A 20965-nucleotide genomic window follows, 5' to 3' on the forward strand; every position below is an offset into this window, starting at 1 on the left:
AGGTTGCCTGTCCACTCACAGGCAGCACCGATATAATGCAGCATAACGGTTACGATAAGGAACGTAAGATGAATTATCCCACGTTAGAAGATGTGGTTGGCAATACGCCCCTTGTGCGCTTAAAGCGAATTACCGCTGGCCGCAACAATACGTTGCTAGCCAAGCTGGAAGGCAATAACCCGGCGGGTTCTGTTAAAGACCGCCCGGCACTTTCGATGCTCAGTGAAGCCGAAGCGCGTGGAGAAATTACGCCAGGCGATACGTTAATCGAAGCAACATCGGGTAATACGGGGATAGCTCTTGCCATGGCGGCAGCCATAAAAGGCTACAACATGGTGTTGGTGATGCCTGAAAATGCCTCGGCTGAGCGTAAGCAGGCCATGGCGGCTTATGGCGCTAAGCTGATTTCTGCCAGTAAAGAAGGCGGTATGGAAGAGGCGCGGGATATTGCCGATGCGATGATAGCCAGAGGCGAGGGCAAGCCACTAAACCAGTTTGCCAATCCAGATAACCCACTGGCGCATTACCGCACAACCGGCCCCGAGGTTTGGCAGCAAACCGGCGGCGAGGTGACGCACTTTGTTAGTTCGATGGGCACCACTGGCACCATTATGGGGGTTTCCCGCTATCTTAAAGAGCAGAAAGAAGCGATTCAAATCGTTGGGCTTCAGCCCGCTGACGGCGCCAGCATTCCTGGCATTCGCCGCTGGCCACAAGAGTATTTGCCCGCGATTTTTGAAGCGCCCCGCGTCGACGTCACGCTAGACATCGGCCAGCAAGAAGCCGAAGCGCACATGCGCCGTTTAGCCCGTGAAGAGGGCATTCTAGCCGGTGTGTCATCTGGCGGTTGCTTGGCGGGTGCGCTGCGCATTGCGGAACAAACGGAAAATGCCGTTATTGTGTTTATTGTGTGCGACCGTGGTGATCGTTATCTCTCAACAGGCCTGTTTGCCCCGGAGGTATAGATGGCAATGTTGGGAAAACGGCGGCCCCCCCGCCCCGCCTCAGGGCACTCGGGCTTGGCGCGTACGCCTAGCGGTAAAGCACTGCAACCGAGCGATGCCGTAAAAAGTGATGCCTCCGCACCGCTGGTCATTGAGCGTTTAGCCCATGACGGGCGTGGTGTCGCCCATAACGCAGCGGGTAAAACCGTATTTGTTAGCCAGGCGCTGCCCGGTGAGCAAGTAGTAGTAGGGGTGCACGTGACGCGCAAACGTTTTGATGAAGCGCATATCAAAACGCAGCTCACTACCTCTGCGCAACGTGTGGTGCCGCCGTGCCCCCATTTTGGTCAGTGCGGTGGCTGCGATCTGCAGCATTTAGATATCAACGCCCAGCGTGCCCATAAGCGCGAAGTAGTCACCGAATTAATGGCCCGACAGGGCATTACGCTTGAGTCCATCGCCGCGATTAACGGTAGCCATGAAAGCTATCGGCGGCGAGCGCGGCTGGGCGTTAAAGTCGACGGGAGCGGCAGCGTGCTGCTTGGCTTTCGTGCGCCCCATAGCCACCGCTTGGTGGATATTCAGCAGTGTTATGTGCTGGTGCCGCAGTTGCAGGCGCTAATAGGGCCTTTACGGCAGCTGCTAGCCACGTTAGAAGCGCCGCGCCAAGTGGGCCATATTGAGCTTGTCGCCACGGAAGATGTCACGTTAATACTGGTTCGCCAGTTAAAGGAGCACGCTCAAGATAACGCCCGCTGGCAATGTTTTGCTGATCAGCAGCAGGTAAGTTTAGGTGCGTGGTTAGGGCGCGAAGGCCCATCACTGCACTGGTATGGTGCAGCACCGCAATTGACAGATACGCTAACGCCCACTGCATCAGAGAGCGACTTGAGCAATACCCAGGCAAACTCTGCTCTAAACTTACAGTTTGCGCCCGGTGATTTCCTTCAGGTCAACGCGGAGGTCAATCAAAAAATGGTGGCCCAGGTGGCTGAATGGCTCTCTCCAGTCCAGGGGCAGCGGGTCGCTGATCTATTTGCGGGAATAGGCAACTTTAGCCTTCCTTTAGCAGCGGCAGGGGCCAAGGTGCACGCCGTGGAGGGTAATCCCGCGATGGTTGAGCGCATCGCCGCCAATGCTCGTCTAAATCAGCTTGCCGTTTCTGTGCAACAGGCAGATTTAAGCGACGCAAAAACGGTACACGCCTTATTAAGTGAGCAGCCAATAGAAGCGCTGGTGCTTGATCCGCCGCGTAGTGGGGCAGAAGCGATTTGCCAAGCCTTAGGCCGACATAAAGTACCCAAAGTGGCTTACATTTCCTGCGACCCGGCAACCTTAGCCCGGGATGCGGCACACCTTGTGCATGCAGGTTACCGCGTCAAGCAAGTAGCGGTAGCAGATATGTTCCTGCACACTGCTCATATGGAAACGCTGATGCTGTTTGAATACGGGGGCTAGTTTGCCCATTGCATCAAGCCTCGGTGGCGGCCCGGCGAACGCCGTCACCCTGAAAGGATGATATTGCCATGGTGAAAGTGCGTGAAGACCAACCGCTCACTCAAAGCGGAAAAGTGGATATACAACAATGGTTAACGCGCCTTCAAGAGGATGTGCGCCTACGTGAACCCGAGAGGCTGCTGCAAGCCTGCGAACTGGCCGAACAGTTAGAGCGCGAGGCACCTAATACTCACCGCGTGTGGCTCTCGGCAGGCTCTAGTTTTCGTATGGGGCTTGAGATGGCCGACATACTGGCTGAGCTTAAGCTTGACCAGACAACCCTTGAGGCCGCCGTACTCTACCGTGCGGTGCGTGAAGGGCTACTCAGTATAGACGCAGTGACCAAGCGTTTTGGCAGTGAAGTCGCCCAGCTCATCGACGGTGTTTTACAAATGGCGGCTATTAGCTATCCATTGACACCCAACCATGCCATGGGCCAGCACAATCAGCAGGAAAACCTGCGCAAAATGCTGGTTAACATGGTGGGTGATGTGCGCGTCGCGCTGATTAAAATTGCTGAACGCACCTGCGCGCTGCGCCAAGTCAAAGATGCGCCCCGGGAAAAATGCCTTCAAGTTGCCCGTGAAGTGGCGGACATCTATGCGCCGCTTGCCCACCGTTTGGGGATTGGCCAAATTAAATGGGAGCTTGAAGACCTCTCGTTTCGCTACCTGCATGAAGACGATTACAAAGCGATTGCGAAGCTATTGGCCGAAAAACGTCTGGATCGTGACCGTTATATCCATGACGTCGTGGAAACCCTCAAAAGCTTGATGGAAGCCCAGAACATACTGCGTTACGACGTTAGCGGTCGAGCGAAGCACATCTACTCCATTTGGCGCAAAATGAAGCGCAAGCGGATCGACTTTTCCCAGGTACACGACGTACGTGCAGTGCGAATCTTGGTACCAGAAGTGACCGACTGCTATACCGTACTGGGAATCGTTCACTCATGCTGGCATCACGTGCCCAACGAGTTTGATGACTATATCGCCAACCCTAAGAAAAACGGCTATCAGTCACTGCATACCGCTGTCATGGGGCCAGATAATAAGGTAATCGAGATTCAAATTCGCACCTTTGCCATGCACGATGAGGCAGAGCTAGGCGTCTGTGCCCACTGGCGCTATAAAGGCCACGATACCAATGCCAAAAGCCGCAGCTACGAAGAGAAAATCGCCTGGCTGCGTCAAGTATTGGAGTGGCAAGACGAAGTGGGCGGTTTTGGTGATCTTCGCGAAGGACTCTCAAGCGATGTTGCGCCCGATCGCAACTATGTATTTACCCCGGATGGTCACGTCATCGACCTACCGCGTATTGCCACGCCTATCGATTTCGCCTATCGGGTGCACACTGAAATTGGCCATCGCTGCCGAGGTGCCAAGGTCAATGGGCGTATTGTACCGCTGACCTATAAGCTAAAAACCGGCCAGCAGATTGAAATTTTGACGGCTACCAAGGGTGGCCCAAGCCGCGACTGGCTCAACCCAAACCTGGGCTATGTGCGCACTTCCCGAGCGCGGGCCAAAATACAAGCGTGGTTTAAATATCAGGCCCGGGATCAAAACCTTGAGGAAGGGCGCGCTCTGTTCGAGCGGGAAATGCGCCGTTTGGATGTGGAAGGGCTAGACCTTATCCAGCTGGCCAAAGCCGTTAACTACCAAAACGCTGATGATATGTATGCAGCGCTGGGGGCGGGCGATCTACGTATTGGCCAAGTGCTTCACCAAGCTCAGCAGCTATTTGGTGAAACCGACGACCAAGAACAGCTCCAACGGCTACTGGCTAAGCCACGCCGCCAGCCCAGTAAAGCCACTCAAAGTGATATTACGGTGCTAGGGGTGGGCAACCTGAAAACCAGTATGGCGAACTGCTGTAGCCCGGTACCCGGTGAACCTATTGTCGGCTTTATTACCCAGGGTCGAGGGGTGACGGTGCACCGTCAGGAGTGTGCCAATATTCTTCAATTGCGCATGGATGAGCCTCAGCGCATTATCGAAGTTGAGTGGGGCGAGCGCGCCCATACCCGCTATCCGGTGACCATTGAAATTCAAGCCTGGGATCGTTCAGGTCTGCTACGGGATGTCACGGGGCTTCTGGGCAATGAAAAGGTGAACGTGCTTGCGGTGAATACCCTGACCGATACGGATGAGGGTATTGCCCGGCTGCGTATTACCCTGGAAGTAGATGGTCTTGAATCCCTAGGCCGGCTCTTCTCACGGCTTCAGCAGCTGCCTAACGTGACCGAGGTGCGCCGATTGCGTAACGCCGATCCAGAGAAAAGTACCCGTAAGGGAGGGGCCTAATGCGTTACCGCTTAGATGACCTGTTAACGCTGATGCAAGTGTTGCGCGATACCCAACAGGGCTGCCCGTGGGATATTAAGCAGAACTGGGACAGCATTGTGCCCCATACCCTAGAAGAGGCCTACGAGGTTGCCGATGCCATTGAACGCCGTGCCTATGATGAGTTGCCCGGCGAGCTAGGCGACCTGCTCTTTCAAGTGGTGTATTACGCTCAGTTTGGCGCAGAAGAGCAGCGTTTTGACTTTCACGACATCGTCGATACGCTGACCGCGAAAATGCTGCGACGCCACCCGCACGTGTTTCCCGACGGCACCCTGGCATCTCGGCGTCCGCCGGGGGTGAATGCAGAGGATGTACAAACCCAGCAGGTAAACTCACGCTGGGAAGCGCTGAAAGCGGGTGAACGCGCTGAGCGTGCCCAGCAATCTGTTTCGGTACTCGACGATGTGCCGCGTACACTGCCTGCGCTGAGCCGTGCGTCAAAACTTTCCAAACGCGCTGCCCGGGTCGGTTTTGACTGGCCGGATGCCCGCGGAGTACTGGATAAAATTCGTGAAGAACTGGCGGAAGTGGAAGAGGCGCTTGCCGCCGATGATCTCCCGCATGCTCAAGAAGAAGTGGGCGACTTACTATTTGCCGTTACTAATTTAGCGCGCACTCTGGGAGCCGATCCTGAACAGTGCCTGCGCGCCACCAACAGTAAATTCGAACGCCGCTTTCGCTACGTTGAACGCGCGCTTGCCGAAGACGACTGCCCGATCAGTGAGGCATCGCTTGACGAGATGGAAGCCCACTGGCAAGCCGCAAAAGGCCAAGAACAACAGTTAACCTCTTAAACTATCAACGCGTCCCCGCAAGGAGGCCATGCCAATGAGTCACGACCTACACGAATCGCTACGCGATAACGTACGTATTTTAGGCGATAGCCTAGGACGTACCATTGCCGACGATTTAGGCCAGGCATTTGTCGATAAAATCGAAACCATCCGAGCCCATGCTAAGCGGGGTCGCCAAAGCGATTCATTGCAGCAACGACAGCTGATTGAGTACTTGCGTCAGCTCCCAGAGCGGGATCTGTTGCCGGTGACCCGCGCGTTCAACCAGTTTCTAAACCTGGCCAATATTGCCGAGCAGCACTACCGGGCGCGCTTTCGCCGGGTGGAAGACTACAAGCCCGGCTCTCAGCCGGTGCTGGGTGAGCTGTTAAATCGTGCCCAGAAGGCTGGTAATTCCCCGCGCAAGTTGGTTGAGACCCTCGCTAATATGCGCGTGGAACTGGTACTAACAGCACACCCAACAGAAGTTATTCGCCGCACGTTAATTCAAAAATACGACGCCATTGATGAGTGCTTAACCGCGATTGAAAGCTCTGAAGACTACCCAGAGCGGGGTGCGCGCGCCCAAGGTCGCCTGGAAGAGCTCATTAGTCAGGCTTGGCACACCGATGAGATCCGTCATGAGAGGCCAACCCCCGTGGATGAAGCCAAATGGGGCTTTGCGGTGATTGAAAACTCCCTGTGGCAAGCGGTACCGGATTTCCACCGCGACCTAGACAGTCTGCTGTTGGAAACGGCCGGGGAGCGCCTTCCGTTGGACGCTGCGCCAATACGCTACGCTTCCTGGATGGGCGGCGACCGTGATGGTAATCCAAACGTGACGGCGAAGGTCACCCGTGAAGTATTGCTGCTAGGCCGCTGGATGGCCGCCGATCTCTACCTGCGTGACCTTGAACAGTTGAAAACCGAACTCTCTATGTGGAAGGCCAATAGTGCCCTGAAAGCAGAAGCAGGTGACGTGGCTGAACCCTATCGGGAGGTGTTAAAACGCCTGCTGACGAGAATGGAAGCAACGCGGGACTGGGCCAAGGCGGAGTTAGATGATCGCAATTATGAGGGCGGGCCAATTATTGAAACCCGCGACCAGCTCTATTCGCCGCTGTTAGCCTGCTACCGCTCGCTGTGTGATGTTGGCCTGGATACCATCGCCAACGGCGCCTTGCTGGATACCCTGCGCCGCGTAGCGGTATTTGGTGTCACCCTCACCAAGCTCGACCTGCGCCAAGAAGCGAGCCGCCATGCGCAGGTTATTGAAGAGCTGACCAGTGCGCTGGGTCTTGGTCACTACCGTGAATGGGATGAAACCAAACGCCAAGAGTTTTTGCTTGGCGAACTCGCCTCGCGGCGTCCGTTGATTCCGCGCCGCTGGGAGTGCTCTGCTGAGTCCCGTGAGGTGCTCGATACGTTTAAGGTAATTGCGCAAGAGCAGTCAGAGGCGCTGGGTACTTACATTATCTCTATGGCAGCAGAGCCTTCTGACGTGCTCACCGTTGCGCTGCTGATGAAAGAGGTCGGGGGGCAAGTAACACTTCCCATTGCACCGCTGTTTGAAACGCTTAACGATTTGAATCATGCGGGTGACGTGATTGACCAGCTGCTGGCGATACCGGGCTACCGCGCGCTGATTGATGACCGCCAAGAAGTCATGATCGGTTACTCCGATTCGTCGAAAGATGCGGGACAGCTTGCTGCCGCTTGGGCACAGTACCGCGCCCAGGAAGCGCTGGTGAATGTGTGCGAAAAGCATAGCGTAGACTTAACCCTATTCCACGGTCGCGGTGGCACCGTTGGCCGCGGCGGCGGTCCGGCCCACGCGGCGATACTTTCCCAGCCCCCCGGCTCGGTGAACGGTAGCCTGCGAGTGACCGAACAGGGCGAGATGATTCGCTTTAAGTTCGGTCAGCCGGATATTGCCCTGCGGTCCATGGAAATTTATGCCTGTGCGGTGCTAGAAGCCACGTTACTGCCGCCACGTACGCCTGAGCCCCATTGGCGGGAGGAGATGGATCAGTTGGCTAAGGTCGCCCACGCCGCTTATGTGGGCGTGGTGCGTGAAGATCCTGATTTCGTTCCATACTTCCGTGCGGTAACTCCGGAAGGAGCGTTGGGCAGGCTACCGTTGGGCTCACGGCCCACCAAGCGCCGCCAAGATGGTGGTGTGGAAACCCTGCGAGCGATACCGTGGATTTTCGCCTGGACGCAGATTCGCTTAATGCTGCCCGCGTGGCTGGGTAGCGGTGAAGCGTTTTCGCGGCGGCTAGAGCAGCCCGGCGGTCGTGAAGTGTTGCAAGAAATGCGCAATGAATGGCCGTTCTTTGGCACCTATCTAGACATGCTTGAGATGCTATTGGCCAAGGCTGATGTAGCGATTGCCGCTTACTACGAGCATCGGCTGGTGGATGAGCCGTCGCTAAAAGCCCTGGGTAAAAGGCTGCGTGAGCGTTTTGAGCGGCTGGAAGAGGCTGTGCTCGATATCCTCCAGCAGGAGAAATTGCTGGAAAATACGCCGCTCATTCGCCAGGCAATTGATGTGCGTAATCCTTACATCGACCCGCTTCACGGCTTACAAGCGGAGCTTTTGCAGCGTAACCGCGATGCCGATGGCGCCATTAGTGCAGACCTATCCCGCGCGCTAATGGTGACCATGGCGGGCATTGCGGCCGGCTTACGCAACACAGGTTAAATTCGTCATCCTGTCCACTAGCGCCGCTACCCTTGGGTGGCGGCGCTTTTTTAATCGACTACCGTTGGTTGGCGCTTTATGTCGTTACGAAAATCTACTCGAATTAATAAATACATCAGCGAAAGCGGCCTCTGCTCCCGCCGTGAGGCTGACCGCTATGTGGAACAAGGCAATGTCTGGATTAATGGCCGCCGTGCGACCACCGGCGACCAAGTAGTGGCGGGTGACCGGGTAAAAGTTAACGGTCAGGACATTGAGCCTCAGGAGGAGGAAGATTTAGTCCTTATCGCGCTTAACAAGCCGGTGGGTATTGTCAGCACCACGGAGTCGGCGGAAAAAGACAACATCGTTGAGTTCGTAAAACACGGCACGCGTATCTTTCCCATTGGGCGCCTGGATAAAGACTCCCAAGGGCTTATTTTCCTCACCAATAATGGCGACTTGGTGAATAAAATTCTGCGCGCTAATAACAACCATGAAAAAGAGTACGTGGTCACGGTCAACAAGCCGATTACCGATGAGTTTATTGCCGGTATGCAGGGTGGCGTGCCGATCTTAGGGCAGGTGACCAAAAAGTGTAAGGTCGCTAAAGAGTCGACGTTTGTATTCACTATTACGCTGGTACAAGGGCTAAACCGCCAGATCCGCCGCATGTGTGAGTATTTCGGCTACGACGTTACCCAGCTGGTTCGCACACGCATCATGAATGTCTCGCTAAAAGGCTTGGCGCTGGGCGACTGGCGGGATTTAACGCCGAAAGAGATCGATACCATCATTAGGCTTACCGAGACCTCTGATCCTGTACCGGAGAAGAAAAAGCCAGTCAGCAGGCCCAACTATAGCGCTCGTTCAGACGCTGGAAAGGGAAACCAACCGGCAGCTAAAAAGGCCCAGAAGGGGGCTAAGCCAAGCGGGAAAGTTCGTAAAGATCCAAAAGGTAAAGCCGCAGGCCCAGCAAAAGCCCACGCGAAGGCTAAACCTGCCAGTGGTAAGCCCGGTATAAAAGGGAAAGCTGGCGCTAAAACGGTGGGTAAGGGGCGAGCCGGAAGAGGCAAGCCTACAACGGGTGGCAAGCCATCGTCGCGCCGTAAGTAGCGTCCGCTACATGTTATGCGCTTTTCTCGAAAACGTGATTGAGCACTTCTATTTTGATTCTTGTAGCTGTTTTTTATGTTGTTGTCAGCGTTATTGCTTATACCGTTTACGCCGTTGATAAAAAAGCGGCCATTAAAAAGCGCCAGCGGGTGAGCGAGAAATCGCTGCATCTGCTGGCGCTGGCAGGCGGCTGGCCGGGCGCTTGGTTTGCCCAACAGCGCCTGCGCCATAAAACCCAAAAGACAAGCTTTCGACTTATGTTTTGGATGACCGTAGCGCTGAATGTAGGAGGTCTGTGGGTATTAATGCCTTTTATACTTGGCCATTAGGTGTGAAAAGAAAGTTGGCTATTAGCTCTTTTCCGCCTTCGGTGGCAAACGACTCCGGGTGAAATTGTATGCCGTGTATTGGATAGTCCCTATGTTTCACGCCCATTAGCTCAAACTCACCAACTGCCTGCCAACTGGCACGCTGCTCAAACTTATCAGCCGTTAGTTCGCCCACGGTGGCGGTGACTTCCAGGCACTCGGGCAGGGAGGCCGCATCAGCAATCAGTGAGTGGTAGCGCATCACCTCAAGCTGGTCGGGTACGCCGTTAAATACCGAGCGGTTGTTGTGGTTAATGGGGCTGATTTTGCCGTGCATGGGCAGTGGGGCGTTAATCACCTTGCCGCCAAACACATGGACGATGCCCTGCATGCCCAGGCATACGCCTAACAAGGGCGTGGTTTTGCCGAGTTTCTCGATCACTTCAGCACAAACCCCAAAGTAGCGCGGGTCATCCGGGGAGCCTGGGCCGGGGGAGATGATGATGCGGTTGGGAGCCATTTCCTCAATGGCGCTGAAATCGATCTGATTATTACGTTTGACGATGATTTCAAAGTGAGGAAGCTCGCCGCGATTCTTCTCTGTAGTGAGAATTTCACCGATAAACTGGTAGAGGTTATAGGTGAAGGAGTCGTAGTTATCGATAATTAGCACCTTCATGCTTGGCTCTCCATATCCGCGCTCATAAAAGGGGCAAGGGCTTTGCGAGTGCCGGCAAATTTGCGGCGAATCTCTTCGTATTCATCGTCGGCGTTACTATCAAATACGTTCCCGCCGCAGGTTTGCACGTAAGCGCGTTCACCGTTCACAAACACCGTGCGAATGGGAATAGCAAAGGTGCAGTCGCCGTTAAACGAGAACTGGCCCACCGCGCCGCCGTAAGGGCCACGACCGTCATTTTCCAGGTCGTCGATGATTTTCATAGCCTCGATTTTTGGCGCACCGGTTAGTGTGCCCGCCGGGAAGTTGCTGGCAAGAGCCGTAAACATATCTTCACCTTCGGCGATAATCCCTACAATTTCGCTGGAAATATGCTGCACATGGCTGAAGCGCTTAATGTCCATCAGGCTGCGCACTTTTACCGTGCCGAACTGGGCGACGCGGCCGATATCGTTGCGGTGCAGATCCACAATCATATTATGCTCAGCGATCTCTTTCGGGTCGTTAAGCAGCGCTCGGGCAAGCTGGGTATCCTCTTGAGGCGTTTGGCCGCGCAGGGTGGTGCCCGCAAGAGGAAAGGTTTCCATTTCCCCCTGGCGCAGCCGGAACAGCAGCTCAGGGCTTGCGCCAATCAGCTTCTGTTCGCCAAATTTAACGTAGTACATCTGTGGTGAGGGATTAATCGTGCGCAGTTGGTCGTAGAGCGCGAGGGTGTCGCCTTCAATACGGAAGCGCTTTTTAAAGCCCACTTCGCACTGGAATACTTTGCCGTCGATAATATCCTGCTTTACCTTGGCAACCGCCTCGGCGTGTTCGGCTTTGCTCATGGTGTCGCCCAACGCAGTAATGTGCAGCGGGCCTGCCGGTTCGTCGTCGGCGTCGATCAGCGTTTGCAGAAACGCGTAGCGGCTATTGTCGTAGTAGAAGTAGGTGACCTCGCCGGTCATTTTGTCGAGAATCAGACCATCTTTATACAGCCCAAAGCGAAAGGTATCGAAGTCGTCACTGGCTTTCAGAGTGAGTGAGGGTTCGAAGTACTGCATGGCGTCGTAGCCAAGATAACCGCTTAGCCCGCCCGCATATTTACGAGAAATAATATTTTGTGGGATCAGGCTGCGCAGCAGTTCATAAGGGTTGTCACTTGGGTAGCGGTTGGCGTTGCCGTCGCGGTCTTCAATGGTCAGCGTGTTGCCGTTGGCGTACAGAATGTATTCGGGGTCGAAGCCTATAATGGAGTGACGCGCTATGTGGCTATCTTCGCCCAGCGACTCCAGCATGTAGCAGTTATCAAACTGTCGTTCAATTTTTTGAAACAGGGCAAAGAAATCGCAGTCCGCCGCCAGCGTCACATAGTGAGGCTTGCGCGGTAGCGTAAACGGCTGCGGGCCTTGAGTAGAGTGCGTGTTAGCAGTGCTCATAAGTCATCATTCCGTGAAGAGGGTAGCGTCGTTAAAGCGCGTGACCCGCGTGAAACCGTAGCAATACCCACGCCGAGAGTTTCGGCAATTTTGCGGTGGGGCACGCCTTCGCGCAGCAGCTTAAAAATCTGCAGACGTTTACTGATTTCTTGGTACTCCGCGGGTGTCAACAGGCTGGCAAGCGCTTCGTGCATTGCCTTAGGCGAGTCAATGGCGAGCAAATGACGAACCAGCTCTGCTTGGAAATTATCATTTAAAGAAACGTTTGCAGGCACTGTTTATCACCGAGCCGTTATTTAATGTACTAGCGTACTAGTACATTAACAGCGTGAGATAAAAGGTCAATGCCTAATCGATGTCAGCGCTATGTTTTTGACGTTAGCGGGTTACAGAAGATGCTGAAAAGAGGGCTTTCTGGAAAAAGCGTGCTGACCAACACGGTTAGCAGATTTCTACACGCTAAAACGGCAGATGCAGCGAAGCGCTCATCATATTGAGATGGCTGAGGGTGGGGGCGTCGATACGTTCGTACTCAAGCCGACTCACTAACCGGTTAATTGTCATCGTCGCACCGAACCCTTGCAGTAGGGCAGTGCCACCGCTGTCGGCTAGGGGTTGGTCGGTTTCACCCCGCCACTCGGTAAAGCCGGATTTAGCATATACGCTGAAAGACCCCATGCGAACGCCGGCAACAACAGCACCGCCTAGACTAAGGGTGTCCATTATCAGTGGGGAAACGCTGTTAGAGATGGGGACTTCTTCACTTTCCCGGTAGGCAATCTCAGCGCCAATATCCAAACGGGGCAGGTGTGATGGGCTAAACCCAGCGGTGAGGCGAAAACCCGTGGTGTAGGTATCCAAACTGTTTAAGTCGCTACCTTCCAGTACCACACCATTGGCGAGTGTGATGAGTTCGCTTTCAGTGGCGGCATAGGCCATAACGGGAGTGCCGTCATTGGCAGCGCAGTTCATAAAAGGGAGCATGGTGCCAAAAGCGCTAAAGAGCAGGGTGCTTGCCAGGCGATTCATTGGCGTTCCTCTGTCCTTTTACATGGAAGTCATCCTAACCAGCCTAGCAACGGGCGCTAATTTCCACCACGTTAATTGCGTTATTAGCCAAATTTTCTAGCAGATTTTTTCCCATTTTCAAAAAGCGCTCGCCAAATATCCACTGAGGAGAGAGCACGGCCGTGTGTGGCGTTTGCTCTTTTTGTCGCTGCCGCTGTCGCCATTCAAGCGCGGTTCTGCTCCAATCTTCGCAATGTGATAGCTGAAAACCGTTCGTCTCAAGTAGCTTGGTTAGCTCGGCTATGGTGAGTAGGTGCGAATGTTCTGGCGTTGCCGCCCACGGCACGGGGTAGCGGAGGTCGGCAATGTTTTCGCCACTGACCACCTCGTGCATTACGAGCTTTCCGCCGGGACGAAGAACGCGGCGGCACTGCGCAAGCACGTGGGCAGGGGCAGGCATGTTCATTAAGCTGTGTTGAAACAGGACGGCATCGAATGTGTGTTCTGAAAAGGGCAATGCGCATGCATCTCCGGTCACACAGCGAAGGGGCGGGTTGGCCGAATGAAGCGATAAATCAGTCAGCGCCTGGTTAAGTACGTTAAAGCGGTAGGTGATATCCAGCCCGGTGATATGAAACCCAAGCGCTGCCCCTTGACGCATTAACCCGCCTACGCCTGAACCAATATCCAGCACGTGTTTATGCGTTTGTGGGTCAAGCAGGCTAAGCAGTTTTTTTGACGCGGCGATACCGCCAATATGCAGCTGATCTAACGGGGCGAGCTGGTGCAGGGTAGGGCCATCGGGGTAGTGAGTGCGAATTTGAGTGAGAATATCGCCATCGCGCAGCCCTTGGTGGTAGTGCTCGGTTAGCGGCTGGTGAGTGGCCATGTCAGTGTCTCGTTATAGAGGAAGTTATATGAATAAAGTGAAACGCCGACCGGGGGCCGGCGTTCATTAAAACGATGTTTGAAAAACAAGGCTTGATGGAATTATGTTTGATCCTCAAGCCCAAGCTCTTGGATAGAAATTTCGCGCATTTTGAATTTCTGGATTTTACCCGTTACTGTCATGGGGAATTCATCGACAAACTTAAAGTAACGCGGAATTTTAAAGTGGGTGATTTTGCCTTTGCAGTAGTTACGCAGCTCTTCACCGGTGACGTCACCTGAGCTGCTGTTGAGCTTCACCCAGGCGATTAACTCTTCGCCATATTTCTTATCCGGCACGCCGGTAACCTGTACTTCAGAGATTGCCGGGTGAGCGTATAGAAACTCCTCAATTTCTTTGGGGTAAACGTTCTCGCCACCGCGAATCACCATATCTTTAATACGGCCGACGATTTGGATATAGCCCTCTTCGTCCATGGTGGCTAAATCACCCGTGTGCATCCAGCCCGCTTCGTCAATGGCCTCGGCAGTGGCTTTTTCGTTTTTCCAGTACTTGAGCATGACGCTGTAGCCACGGGTACACAGTTCGCCAATTTCACCGCGGGGCAAAATACCGCCGTTGCCGGGGTCGACAATTTTGCTTTCCAGATGGGGCTGAGTGCGGCCTACGGTGGAAACGCGCTTGTCGATGCTGTCGTTGGCGCCTGTTTGGGTAGATACAGGGCTTGTTTCGGTCATGCCGTAGGCGATCTGCACACCTTTCATGTTCATCTTGTCGATGACCTGCTTCATGATTTCAGCAGGGCAGATAGAACCCGCCATGATGCCGGTGCGTAGCGATGAAAAATCGGTGCTGGCAAAGTCCGGGTGCTCCAGCTCGGCGATAAACATGGTCGGTACGCCGTACAGCGCGGTAGCTTTTTGCTCGTGTACCGCCTTTAGCACCTTGCCAGGGTCGAAACCCTCATCCGGGTAAATCATCGCCGCGCCGTGGGTCATACAGCCCAGGTTACCCATCACCATGCCGAAGCAGTGGTAGAGCGGTACCGGGATGACCAAACGGTCTTCGCTGGTAAAGCCCATGCTTTCCGCCACAAAAAAACCGTTGTTCAGGATGTTGTGGTGGGAAAGTGTGGCGCCTTTCGGGAAGCCGGTAGTGCCCGAGGTGTACTGGATATTGATCGGGTCATCGAACTGCAGCGTGGCTTGTAAATCGTTGACGTCGGTTTGGCTGACCTTGCTGGCTTCATTAATGAAGTCGGCCCAGCGCCACATGCCGCTGTGCTTTTCGCTGCTTAAGTTAATCACGCACTCAAGCTCTGGCAGCGTTTTTGACTGAAGCTGGCCTTCCGCGCTGCTGTTGAGCTCAGGTGCTAACTCATAAAGCATGGCGGTGTAGTCGGAAGACTTGAAGCTATGGGCAGTGACTAGAAAACGAGCGCCCGACTGGTTCAGCGCGTACTCCAGCTCATGGGTGCGGTAGGAAGGGTTGATGTTGACCAGAATAGCGCCAAGTTTGGCGGTGGCGAACTGGGTCAGCGTCCACTCGCTGCAGTTGGGCGCCCAAATGGCAACGCGGTCACCTTTTTTAACGCCAATCGCCAGCAGGGCGCGGGCGCAGCGGTTTACCTCTTCCTGAAGCTGACGATAGCTCCAGTGGATGTTCTGATGCAGCGCAATCAGCGCGTCGTTATCCGGGTACTGTTCAGCAATTTGGTCAAACTTATCGCCAATGGTCATGCCCAGCAGCGGTTTATCGGCGGTGCTGCTGGTGTAACTGGGTAGGGTAAGAGCAGGTGATGCCATAATGTGTCTCTCCGATGTCTTTTTTTTATCTAAGCGGGACGTCAGGCGGTTCTTATTTATTATTGGACGGTTATTGGCGGCTAATGCCTTTTGCGAGAGCGACCTTTGCGCTTGGCTTGCGGCCTAACTCGTTGGTAATCCAGTAGCCCGTGTCGATCACCGCCTGAAGGTCGATGCCGGTGTTAATGCCCAGGCCTTCAAGTAAATAGAGTACGTCTTCGGTGGCCACATTGCCGGATGCGCCTTTAGCGTAAGGGCAGCCGCCAAGGCCAGCGGTCGCTGCGTCAATTACGCTGACTCCTTCTTCCAGTACGGCATATAAGTTAGCCAGGGCCATGCCATAGGTGTCGTGGAAGTGGGCGGCCAAGTGCTCAATAGGCACTTGCTGGCGGGTGGCTTCAATCATTCGCTTAGCCGCAAGCGGCGTGCCCACGCCGATGGTATCGCCCAGGGAGATTTCATAGCAGCCCATCTCATAAAGCGCCTTGGCCACCTCGGCCACTTTTTCGGGCGAGATGTCGCCTTCATAGGGGCAGCCCAGCACGCAGGAGACATAGCCGCGTACTCGAACGCCTGCCTCATTGGCCCGTGCGAGCACGGGTTCAAAGCGCTCAAGGGACTGCGCAATCGAGCAGTTGATGTTCTTTTGCGAGAACGCTTCTGAAGCGGCGCCAAACACCGCGATTTCCTCAACGCCCGCTGCCAGTGCGCCTTCCAAGCCTTTTAGGTTAGGCGTGAGTGCTGAGTAAACCACGCCGGGTTGGCGAGCAATGCCGTTCATAACGTCGGTGGCATCGCCCATTTGCGGCACCCACTTAGGCGAGACGAAGCTAGCCGCTTCAATATGGGTGAGGCCAGCGTTGGCTAGCCGTTCGATCAGTTCGATCTTGGTAGCGGTGGGCACCAGGGTGCCCGGTTCATTTTGAAGGCCATCGCGAGGGGCCATTTCAAACAGCTTAATTGACGTTGGCAGTGCCATAGTTCTGTTCCTATTCGCTGGGGGCGAAGTCGAGCAATACATCGCCCTGGCTTACGGTATCGCCGGCCTGGAAATGGAAAGACTCGACGCTGCCATCGGCAGGCGCGGTCATGGTGTGCTCCATTTTCATGGCTTCCATGACCATCAGCGGCATGCCTTTCTCAACTGCTGTGCCGGGTTCAACCAGCAGTGCTACCACGGTGCCATTCATGGGGGCGGTCAGGGTTGATTCCGCCTCATGGTGGCCGTGGTCGATGGCGTCAATGCGGCGCCAGAACAGGCGCGTTTCGCCGCTTGGTTCTGCCATCACCACAACATGCCCATCGCGGCGCGCTTGAAGGCGGCGACGGTGGCCGTTTAGCGTGACGGCAACGGCATCGCCCGTCAGCGATTGGAGGCTAGCGGTGAGCGTTTCATCACCAATGGTGAGGTTCCAAAGCGATTCGCCGCTCTCGCGCTTACCTTCCACAATCACCACCGCTTCGTCGCTGTCAGCCGCCTGAGCACTTGCCGGGTCACACAGCGCAATGCGGATGGTATGCGGGGCATTCAAACGGAAGCCGTCATGACGATCCCAGGGGGAATCACTTTCACACTCCTGCGCCAGCTGGTTTAAACCGATCAACGCAGCGCTGGCGTAGGCTTCAGTAGAGTAGCTGCGCGGGGCAAATAGCGTGGCTTCGTTGCGCTCGATAAAGCGCGTGTCCAGCTCGACATTTTTAAAGCCAGGGTGATTCGCAAGGCGCTGCAGGAATGCGCGGTTAGTCACCACGCCCTGTACATCCAGTGCGGCTAAGGCACGGTTCAGCGTGGCAAGCGCGGCGTCACGGTCAGCACCGTGAACAATCAGCTTGGCCAGCATGGGGTCGTAGTGCATGGAAACTTCGTCGCCGCTCTCTACGCCGCTGTCTAAACGCACCTGATCGCTGTCTAACCCTGCGCCCTCTAAATCCAGTGCAAAGCGAGTGAGCAGGCCGGTGGCGGGCAGGAAGTCCTGCTCTGGGTCTTCGGCGTAAATCCGCGCTTCAAAGCTGTGGCCGGTGATGGTTAGCTCGTCTTGGGTGCAGGGGAGTGGCTCGCCCATCGCCACGCGCAGCTGCCATTCAACCAAGTCTTGGCCGGTGATCATTTCAGTAACGGGGTGCTCAACCTGCAGGCGGGTGTTCATCTCCATGAAGTAGAACGAGCCGTCAATGTCTAACAGAAACTCGACGGTTCCCGCGCCCACGTAACCAATCTCTTTGGCGGCGCGAACGGCGGCATCGCCCATGGCCTGGCGCAGCTCCAACGTCATGCCGGGGGCCGGAGCTTCCTCAATGACTTTTTGGTGGCGGCGCTGAACGCTGCAGTCCCGCTCGAAGAGGTAAACGCCGTTACCATGGCGATCGCAGAACACCTGAACTTCCACATGGCGTGGCTGCACCAGATACTTCTCAATGAGCATGCGGTCGTCACCGAAGGCAGCCTTAGACTCTCGGCGGCAGCCATCAAGTGCTGCTTTGAACCCTTCGCCGCTCTCTACAACGCGCATGCCTTTACCACCACCACCGGCGCTGGCTTTGAGCATCACGGGGTAGCCGATTTTGTCGGCCTCTAAACGCAGCAGGTCATCGTCCTGATCATCGCCATGGTAACCCGGCACCAACGGTACGCCAGCGTTAGCCATGCGTGCTTTGGCGGCAGATTTGTCGCCCATGGCGGCAATCGCCGAGGCCGGCGGGCCAACAAAGGTAATGCCTGCCTGTTCAAGCGCTTTTACGAAGCCACCGTTTTCAGATAGAAAGCCGTAGCCGGGGTGAATAGCGCCTGTGCCGGTTCGCTTGGCGGCTTCAATGACCGCATCGACATTCAAATAGCTTTCGCGGGCGGCGGCGGGGCCTAAGCGCACGGCTTCATCGGCTTCGCGCACATGGCTAGCAGAGGCATCGGCATCTGAATAGACAGCGACGGTTTTAAGCCCCATGCGGCGGGCGGTGCGCATTACCCGGCAGGCAATTTCGCCGCGGTTGGCTACCAGCAGGGTATCGAATTTATGTGTTTCAGCGTTGTTTTCAAGCGTCATGAGCGTGGCTCCGCAGCGTTGTTCTGTTCTTGAAGGCTGGACGGTTGCGTCCAGGCGGGGCGGCGCTTTTCAAAAAAGCTGGATAAGCCCTCTTGGCCCTCGTGGCTCACCCGTAATTTAGCAATCACTTGGCAGGTGTGCTCCCGGGTGGTATCGCTGTCGGGCGCTTGGGCGACCCTTGCCAGTAGTGCTTTGGTGGCGCGTTGTGCTTGAGGCGAGCCGGCGAGAAGCGTATCCAGCATGGCGTCTACCTCGCCGTCCAATGCTTCGTGCTCTACAACCTTATGGGCTAAGCCGAGTGCCAGCGCCGTTGGCGCATCCATGACTTCTGCGGTTAAGGCGTAGCGGCGCATTTGGCGCTCGCCCAGCGCACGCTGAACGTAAGGGCTGATGACCGCAGGAGAGAGGCCAATTTTGACTTCTGAGAGGCAGAACTTAGCCTTATCAGAGGCGATCACCACATCGCAGCAGGCAGCTAACCCTACCGCGCCGCCAAACGCCGCGCCTTGAACCCGGCAAAGCGTGGGGCAGGGCAGGGTATCCAAGCCGTGCATTAACGCTGACAGCTTGCGGGAGTCAGCGAGATTATCTTCCAGGTCGTAATCGACCATGCGCTTCATCCAGTTCAGGTCAGCGCCTGCGGAGAAGCTTTTTCCCTCAGAGCCAAGTACCACTGCCCGAACATCGCCCGCATTGGCCAGTTGATGCAGTTCTTCAAGGTGCGCGTTTAGCTCGGCGATTAGGCTGTCGTCGAAGGCGTTATGCACCTCTGGGCGGTTCAGGGTCAGGCGCGCGATGCCGTTTTCAATCAGTAGCGTTGAGTAAGCCATGGTGTTCGCCCCTTACATCCGGAACACGCCGAAGCGTGTCTCTTCGACTTCGGCATTCATCGCGGCGGCTAAAGAAAGCCCCAGCACATCGCGGGTTTGCAGCGGGTCGATGACGCCGTCATCCCACAAGCGGGCGCTGGCGTAGTAGGGGTGGCCCTGGTGCTCGTACTGATCGCGGGTGGGCTGTTTGAACGCCTCTTCTTCTTCTTTCGTCCACTCGCGCCCTTCGCGTTCGTGCTGTTCGCGCTTCACCTGGGAAAGCACGCCTGCCGCCTGCTCGCCACCCATTACGGAGATACGCGCATTGGGCCACATAAACAGCAGGTTGGGATCATAAGCCCGGCCGCACATGCCGTAGTTGCCCGCGCCGAAGCTGCCGCCAATCAGCACCGTGAATTTGGGTACTTTGGCGCAGGCGACCGCCGTTACCAGCTTGGCGCCGTGCTTGGCGATGCCTTCATGCTCGTATTTAGAGCCGACCATAAAGCCGGTAATGTTTTGCAGGAACACCAGCGGGATCTTGCGCTGAGCGCATAGTTCAATAAAGTGCGCACCTTTTACAGCGCTCTCGGAGAACAGCACGCCGTTGTTGGCCACAATGCCCACCGGATAGCCGTGGATATGCGCAAAGCCGGTAACTAAGGTGTCGCCGTAGTAGCGTTTGAACTCGTCAAAGTCAGAGTCATCGACAACACGGCCAATCACTTCGCGCACGTCATAAGGTTTTTTAAGGTCGGTACCCACAATGCCGTAAAGCTCTGCTGGGTCGAGCTTAGGTGGTTTAGGCGCTTGCATGGCCAGCTTGCCGCGTTTTTGCCAGTTCAGGCGCGACACACAGGCGCGGGCTAGCTGCAGCGCGTGGGCGTCGTTTTCGGCGTAGTGGTCCGCAACACCGCTTATTTTGGCGTGAACATCTGCACCACCTAAGTCTTCAGCGCTGATACTTTCGCCAGTAGCTGCTTTTACCAAGGGCGGGCCGCCTAGGAAAATCGTGCCCTGCTCTTTAACGATGATGGATTCATCCGCCATGGCGGGCACATAGGCGCCACCCGCGGTACAGGAACCCATCACCACGGCGATTTGTGGAATACCTTCAGCGGACATGGTGGCTTGGTTATAGAAGATGCGCCCGAAGTGGTCACGGTCGGGGAACACTTCGTCCTGGCGGGGCAGGAAAGCACCGCCAGAATCGACTAAGTAGATGCACGGCAGGCGGTGCTTGCGGGCAATTTCCTGGGCGCGCAGGTGTTTTTTCACCGTCAGCGGAAAATACGTGCCGCCTTTTACCGTGGCATCGTTAGCCACAATCACGCACTCAACGCCAGATACCCGGCCAATGCCCGTCACTACGCCTGCTGCGGGTACGTCGCTATCGTAAACATGATGGGCTGCCAGTGCGGAAAACTCTAAAAAGGGCGAGCCTTCGTCAATTAAGTGGTCGATGCGATCACGCACGAATAGTTTGCCGCGGCTTTCGTGGCGCTCACGAGCTTTAGGGCCACCGCCTTGGGCGACGGCGGCGGTTAACTCGCGTAGCTTGGAAACTTCCGCCAGCATTGAGGCCGCGTTGGTTTGAAAGACATCGCTGCGGGGATTGATCTGTGTAGAGAGTGTGCTCATGGCGCG

General features: G+C 55.6%; 17 protein-coding genes. 7 read left to right on the forward strand and 10 right to left on the reverse strand.

Annotated elements, in window-relative coordinates; genetic code table 11:
* Window positions 1-68: 68 nt before the first annotated feature.
* The 7 genes from cysM to MOY_RS10325 all read left to right on the forward strand — a co-directional run bounded on the left by cysM (window position 69) and on the right by MOY_RS10325 (window position 9690).
* Window positions 69-965, forward strand: coding sequence for a cysteine synthase CysM (cysM, locus tag MOY_RS10295; protein ID WP_009099403.1), 897 nt, complete (start codon window positions 69-71; stop codon window positions 963-965).
* Entirely contained in the window at window positions 966-2402 is a 1437-nt protein-coding gene (rlmD, locus tag MOY_RS10300; protein WP_009099405.1) for a 23S rRNA (uracil(1939)-C(5))-methyltransferase RlmD, read from the forward strand.
* A gap of 68 nt (window positions 2403-2470) precedes the next feature.
* Window positions 2471-4747: a GTP diphosphokinase gene (relA, locus tag MOY_RS10305; protein WP_009099407.1), complete on the forward strand. Its 2277-nt coding sequence runs from the start codon at window positions 2471-2473 to the stop codon at window positions 4745-4747.
* A complete protein-coding gene (mazG, locus tag MOY_RS10310) occupies window positions 4747-5583 on the forward strand; it encodes a nucleoside triphosphate pyrophosphohydrolase (RefSeq protein ID WP_009099409.1) in 837 nt (278 codons plus the stop codon). Before relA ends, mazG begins: the two co-directional genes overlap by 1 nt.
* Before the next feature lie 34 nt (window positions 5584-5617).
* Entirely contained in the window at window positions 5618-8266 is a 2649-nt protein-coding gene (gene ppc, locus MOY_RS10315) for a phosphoenolpyruvate carboxylase (protein WP_009099411.1), read from the forward strand.
* A gap of 78 nt (window positions 8267-8344) precedes the next feature.
* Window positions 8345-9361, forward strand: a complete 1017-nt coding sequence (rluF, locus tag MOY_RS10320; RefSeq protein WP_009099413.1) for a 23S rRNA pseudouridine(2604) synthase RluF — start codon at window positions 8345-8347, stop codon at window positions 9359-9361.
* A gap of 38 nt (window positions 9362-9399) precedes the next feature.
* Window positions 9400-9690 carry a DUF1294 domain-containing protein gene (locus MOY_RS10325; protein ID WP_009099415.1) on the forward strand — a complete coding sequence of 97 codons (291 nt, stop codon included), beginning with the start codon at window positions 9400-9402 and terminating at the stop codon, window positions 9688-9690.
* Here the strand turns inward: MOY_RS10325 and MOY_RS10330 are convergent.
* From MOY_RS10330 to MOY_RS10375, 10 genes are all read right to left on the reverse strand, one after another.
* A complete protein-coding gene (locus tag MOY_RS10330) occupies window positions 9674-10348 on the reverse strand; it encodes an anthranilate synthase component II (RefSeq protein ID WP_009099417.1) in 675 nt (224 codons plus the stop codon). The genes MOY_RS10325 and MOY_RS10330 overlap by 17 nt on opposite strands.
* Window positions 10345-11766, reverse strand: coding sequence for an anthranilate synthase component I family protein (locus MOY_RS10335; RefSeq protein ID WP_009099419.1), 1422 nt, complete (start codon window positions 11764-11766; stop codon window positions 10345-10347). Before MOY_RS10335 ends, MOY_RS10330 begins: the two co-directional genes overlap by 4 nt.
* Window positions 11763-12041, reverse strand: coding sequence for a Trp family transcriptional regulator (locus tag MOY_RS10340; protein WP_009099421.1), 279 nt, complete (start codon window positions 12039-12041; stop codon window positions 11763-11765). Before MOY_RS10340 ends, MOY_RS10335 begins: the two co-directional genes overlap by 4 nt.
* 184 nt (window positions 12042-12225) lie before the next feature.
* Window positions 12226-12795 carry a hypothetical protein gene (locus MOY_RS10345; RefSeq protein WP_009099423.1) on the reverse strand — a complete coding sequence of 190 codons (570 nt, stop codon included), beginning with the start codon at window positions 12793-12795 and terminating at the stop codon, window positions 12226-12228.
* Window positions 12796-12838: 43 nt separating this feature from the next.
* Window positions 12839-13663, reverse strand: a complete 825-nt coding sequence (locus MOY_RS10350; RefSeq protein WP_009099426.1) for a class I SAM-dependent methyltransferase — start codon at window positions 13661-13663, stop codon at window positions 12839-12841.
* 101 nt (window positions 13664-13764) lie between these two features.
* On the reverse strand, window positions 13765-15468 hold the full coding sequence (locus MOY_RS10355) for an AMP-binding protein (RefSeq protein ID WP_009099429.1): 1704 nt from the start codon (window positions 15466-15468) through the stop codon (window positions 13765-13767).
* A 70-nt stretch (window positions 15469-15538) separates the two neighbouring features.
* Window positions 15539-16447 carry a hydroxymethylglutaryl-CoA lyase gene (locus MOY_RS10360; protein ID WP_009099431.1) on the reverse strand — a complete coding sequence of 303 codons (909 nt, stop codon included), beginning with the start codon at window positions 16445-16447 and terminating at the stop codon, window positions 15539-15541.
* A 10-nt stretch (window positions 16448-16457) separates the two neighbouring features.
* Window positions 16458-18509, reverse strand: coding sequence for an acetyl/propionyl/methylcrotonyl-CoA carboxylase subunit alpha (locus MOY_RS10365; protein ID WP_009099433.1), 2052 nt, complete (start codon window positions 18507-18509; stop codon window positions 16458-16460).
* Complete coding sequence (locus MOY_RS10370) at window positions 18506-19339, reverse strand: enoyl-CoA hydratase/isomerase family protein (protein ID WP_009099436.1); 834 nt, start codon at window positions 19337-19339, stop codon at window positions 18506-18508. Before MOY_RS10370 ends, MOY_RS10365 begins: the two co-directional genes overlap by 4 nt.
* A gap of 12 nt (window positions 19340-19351) precedes the next feature.
* Window positions 19352-20959: a carboxyl transferase domain-containing protein gene (locus tag MOY_RS10375; RefSeq protein ID WP_009099440.1), complete on the reverse strand. Its 1608-nt coding sequence runs from the start codon at window positions 20957-20959 to the stop codon at window positions 19352-19354.
* Window positions 20960-20965: the final 6 nt, after the last annotated feature.

The organism is Halomonas sp. GFAJ-1, from assembly GCF_000236625.2.
GTDB lineage: Bacteria > Pseudomonadota > Gammaproteobacteria > Pseudomonadales > Halomonadaceae > Vreelandella.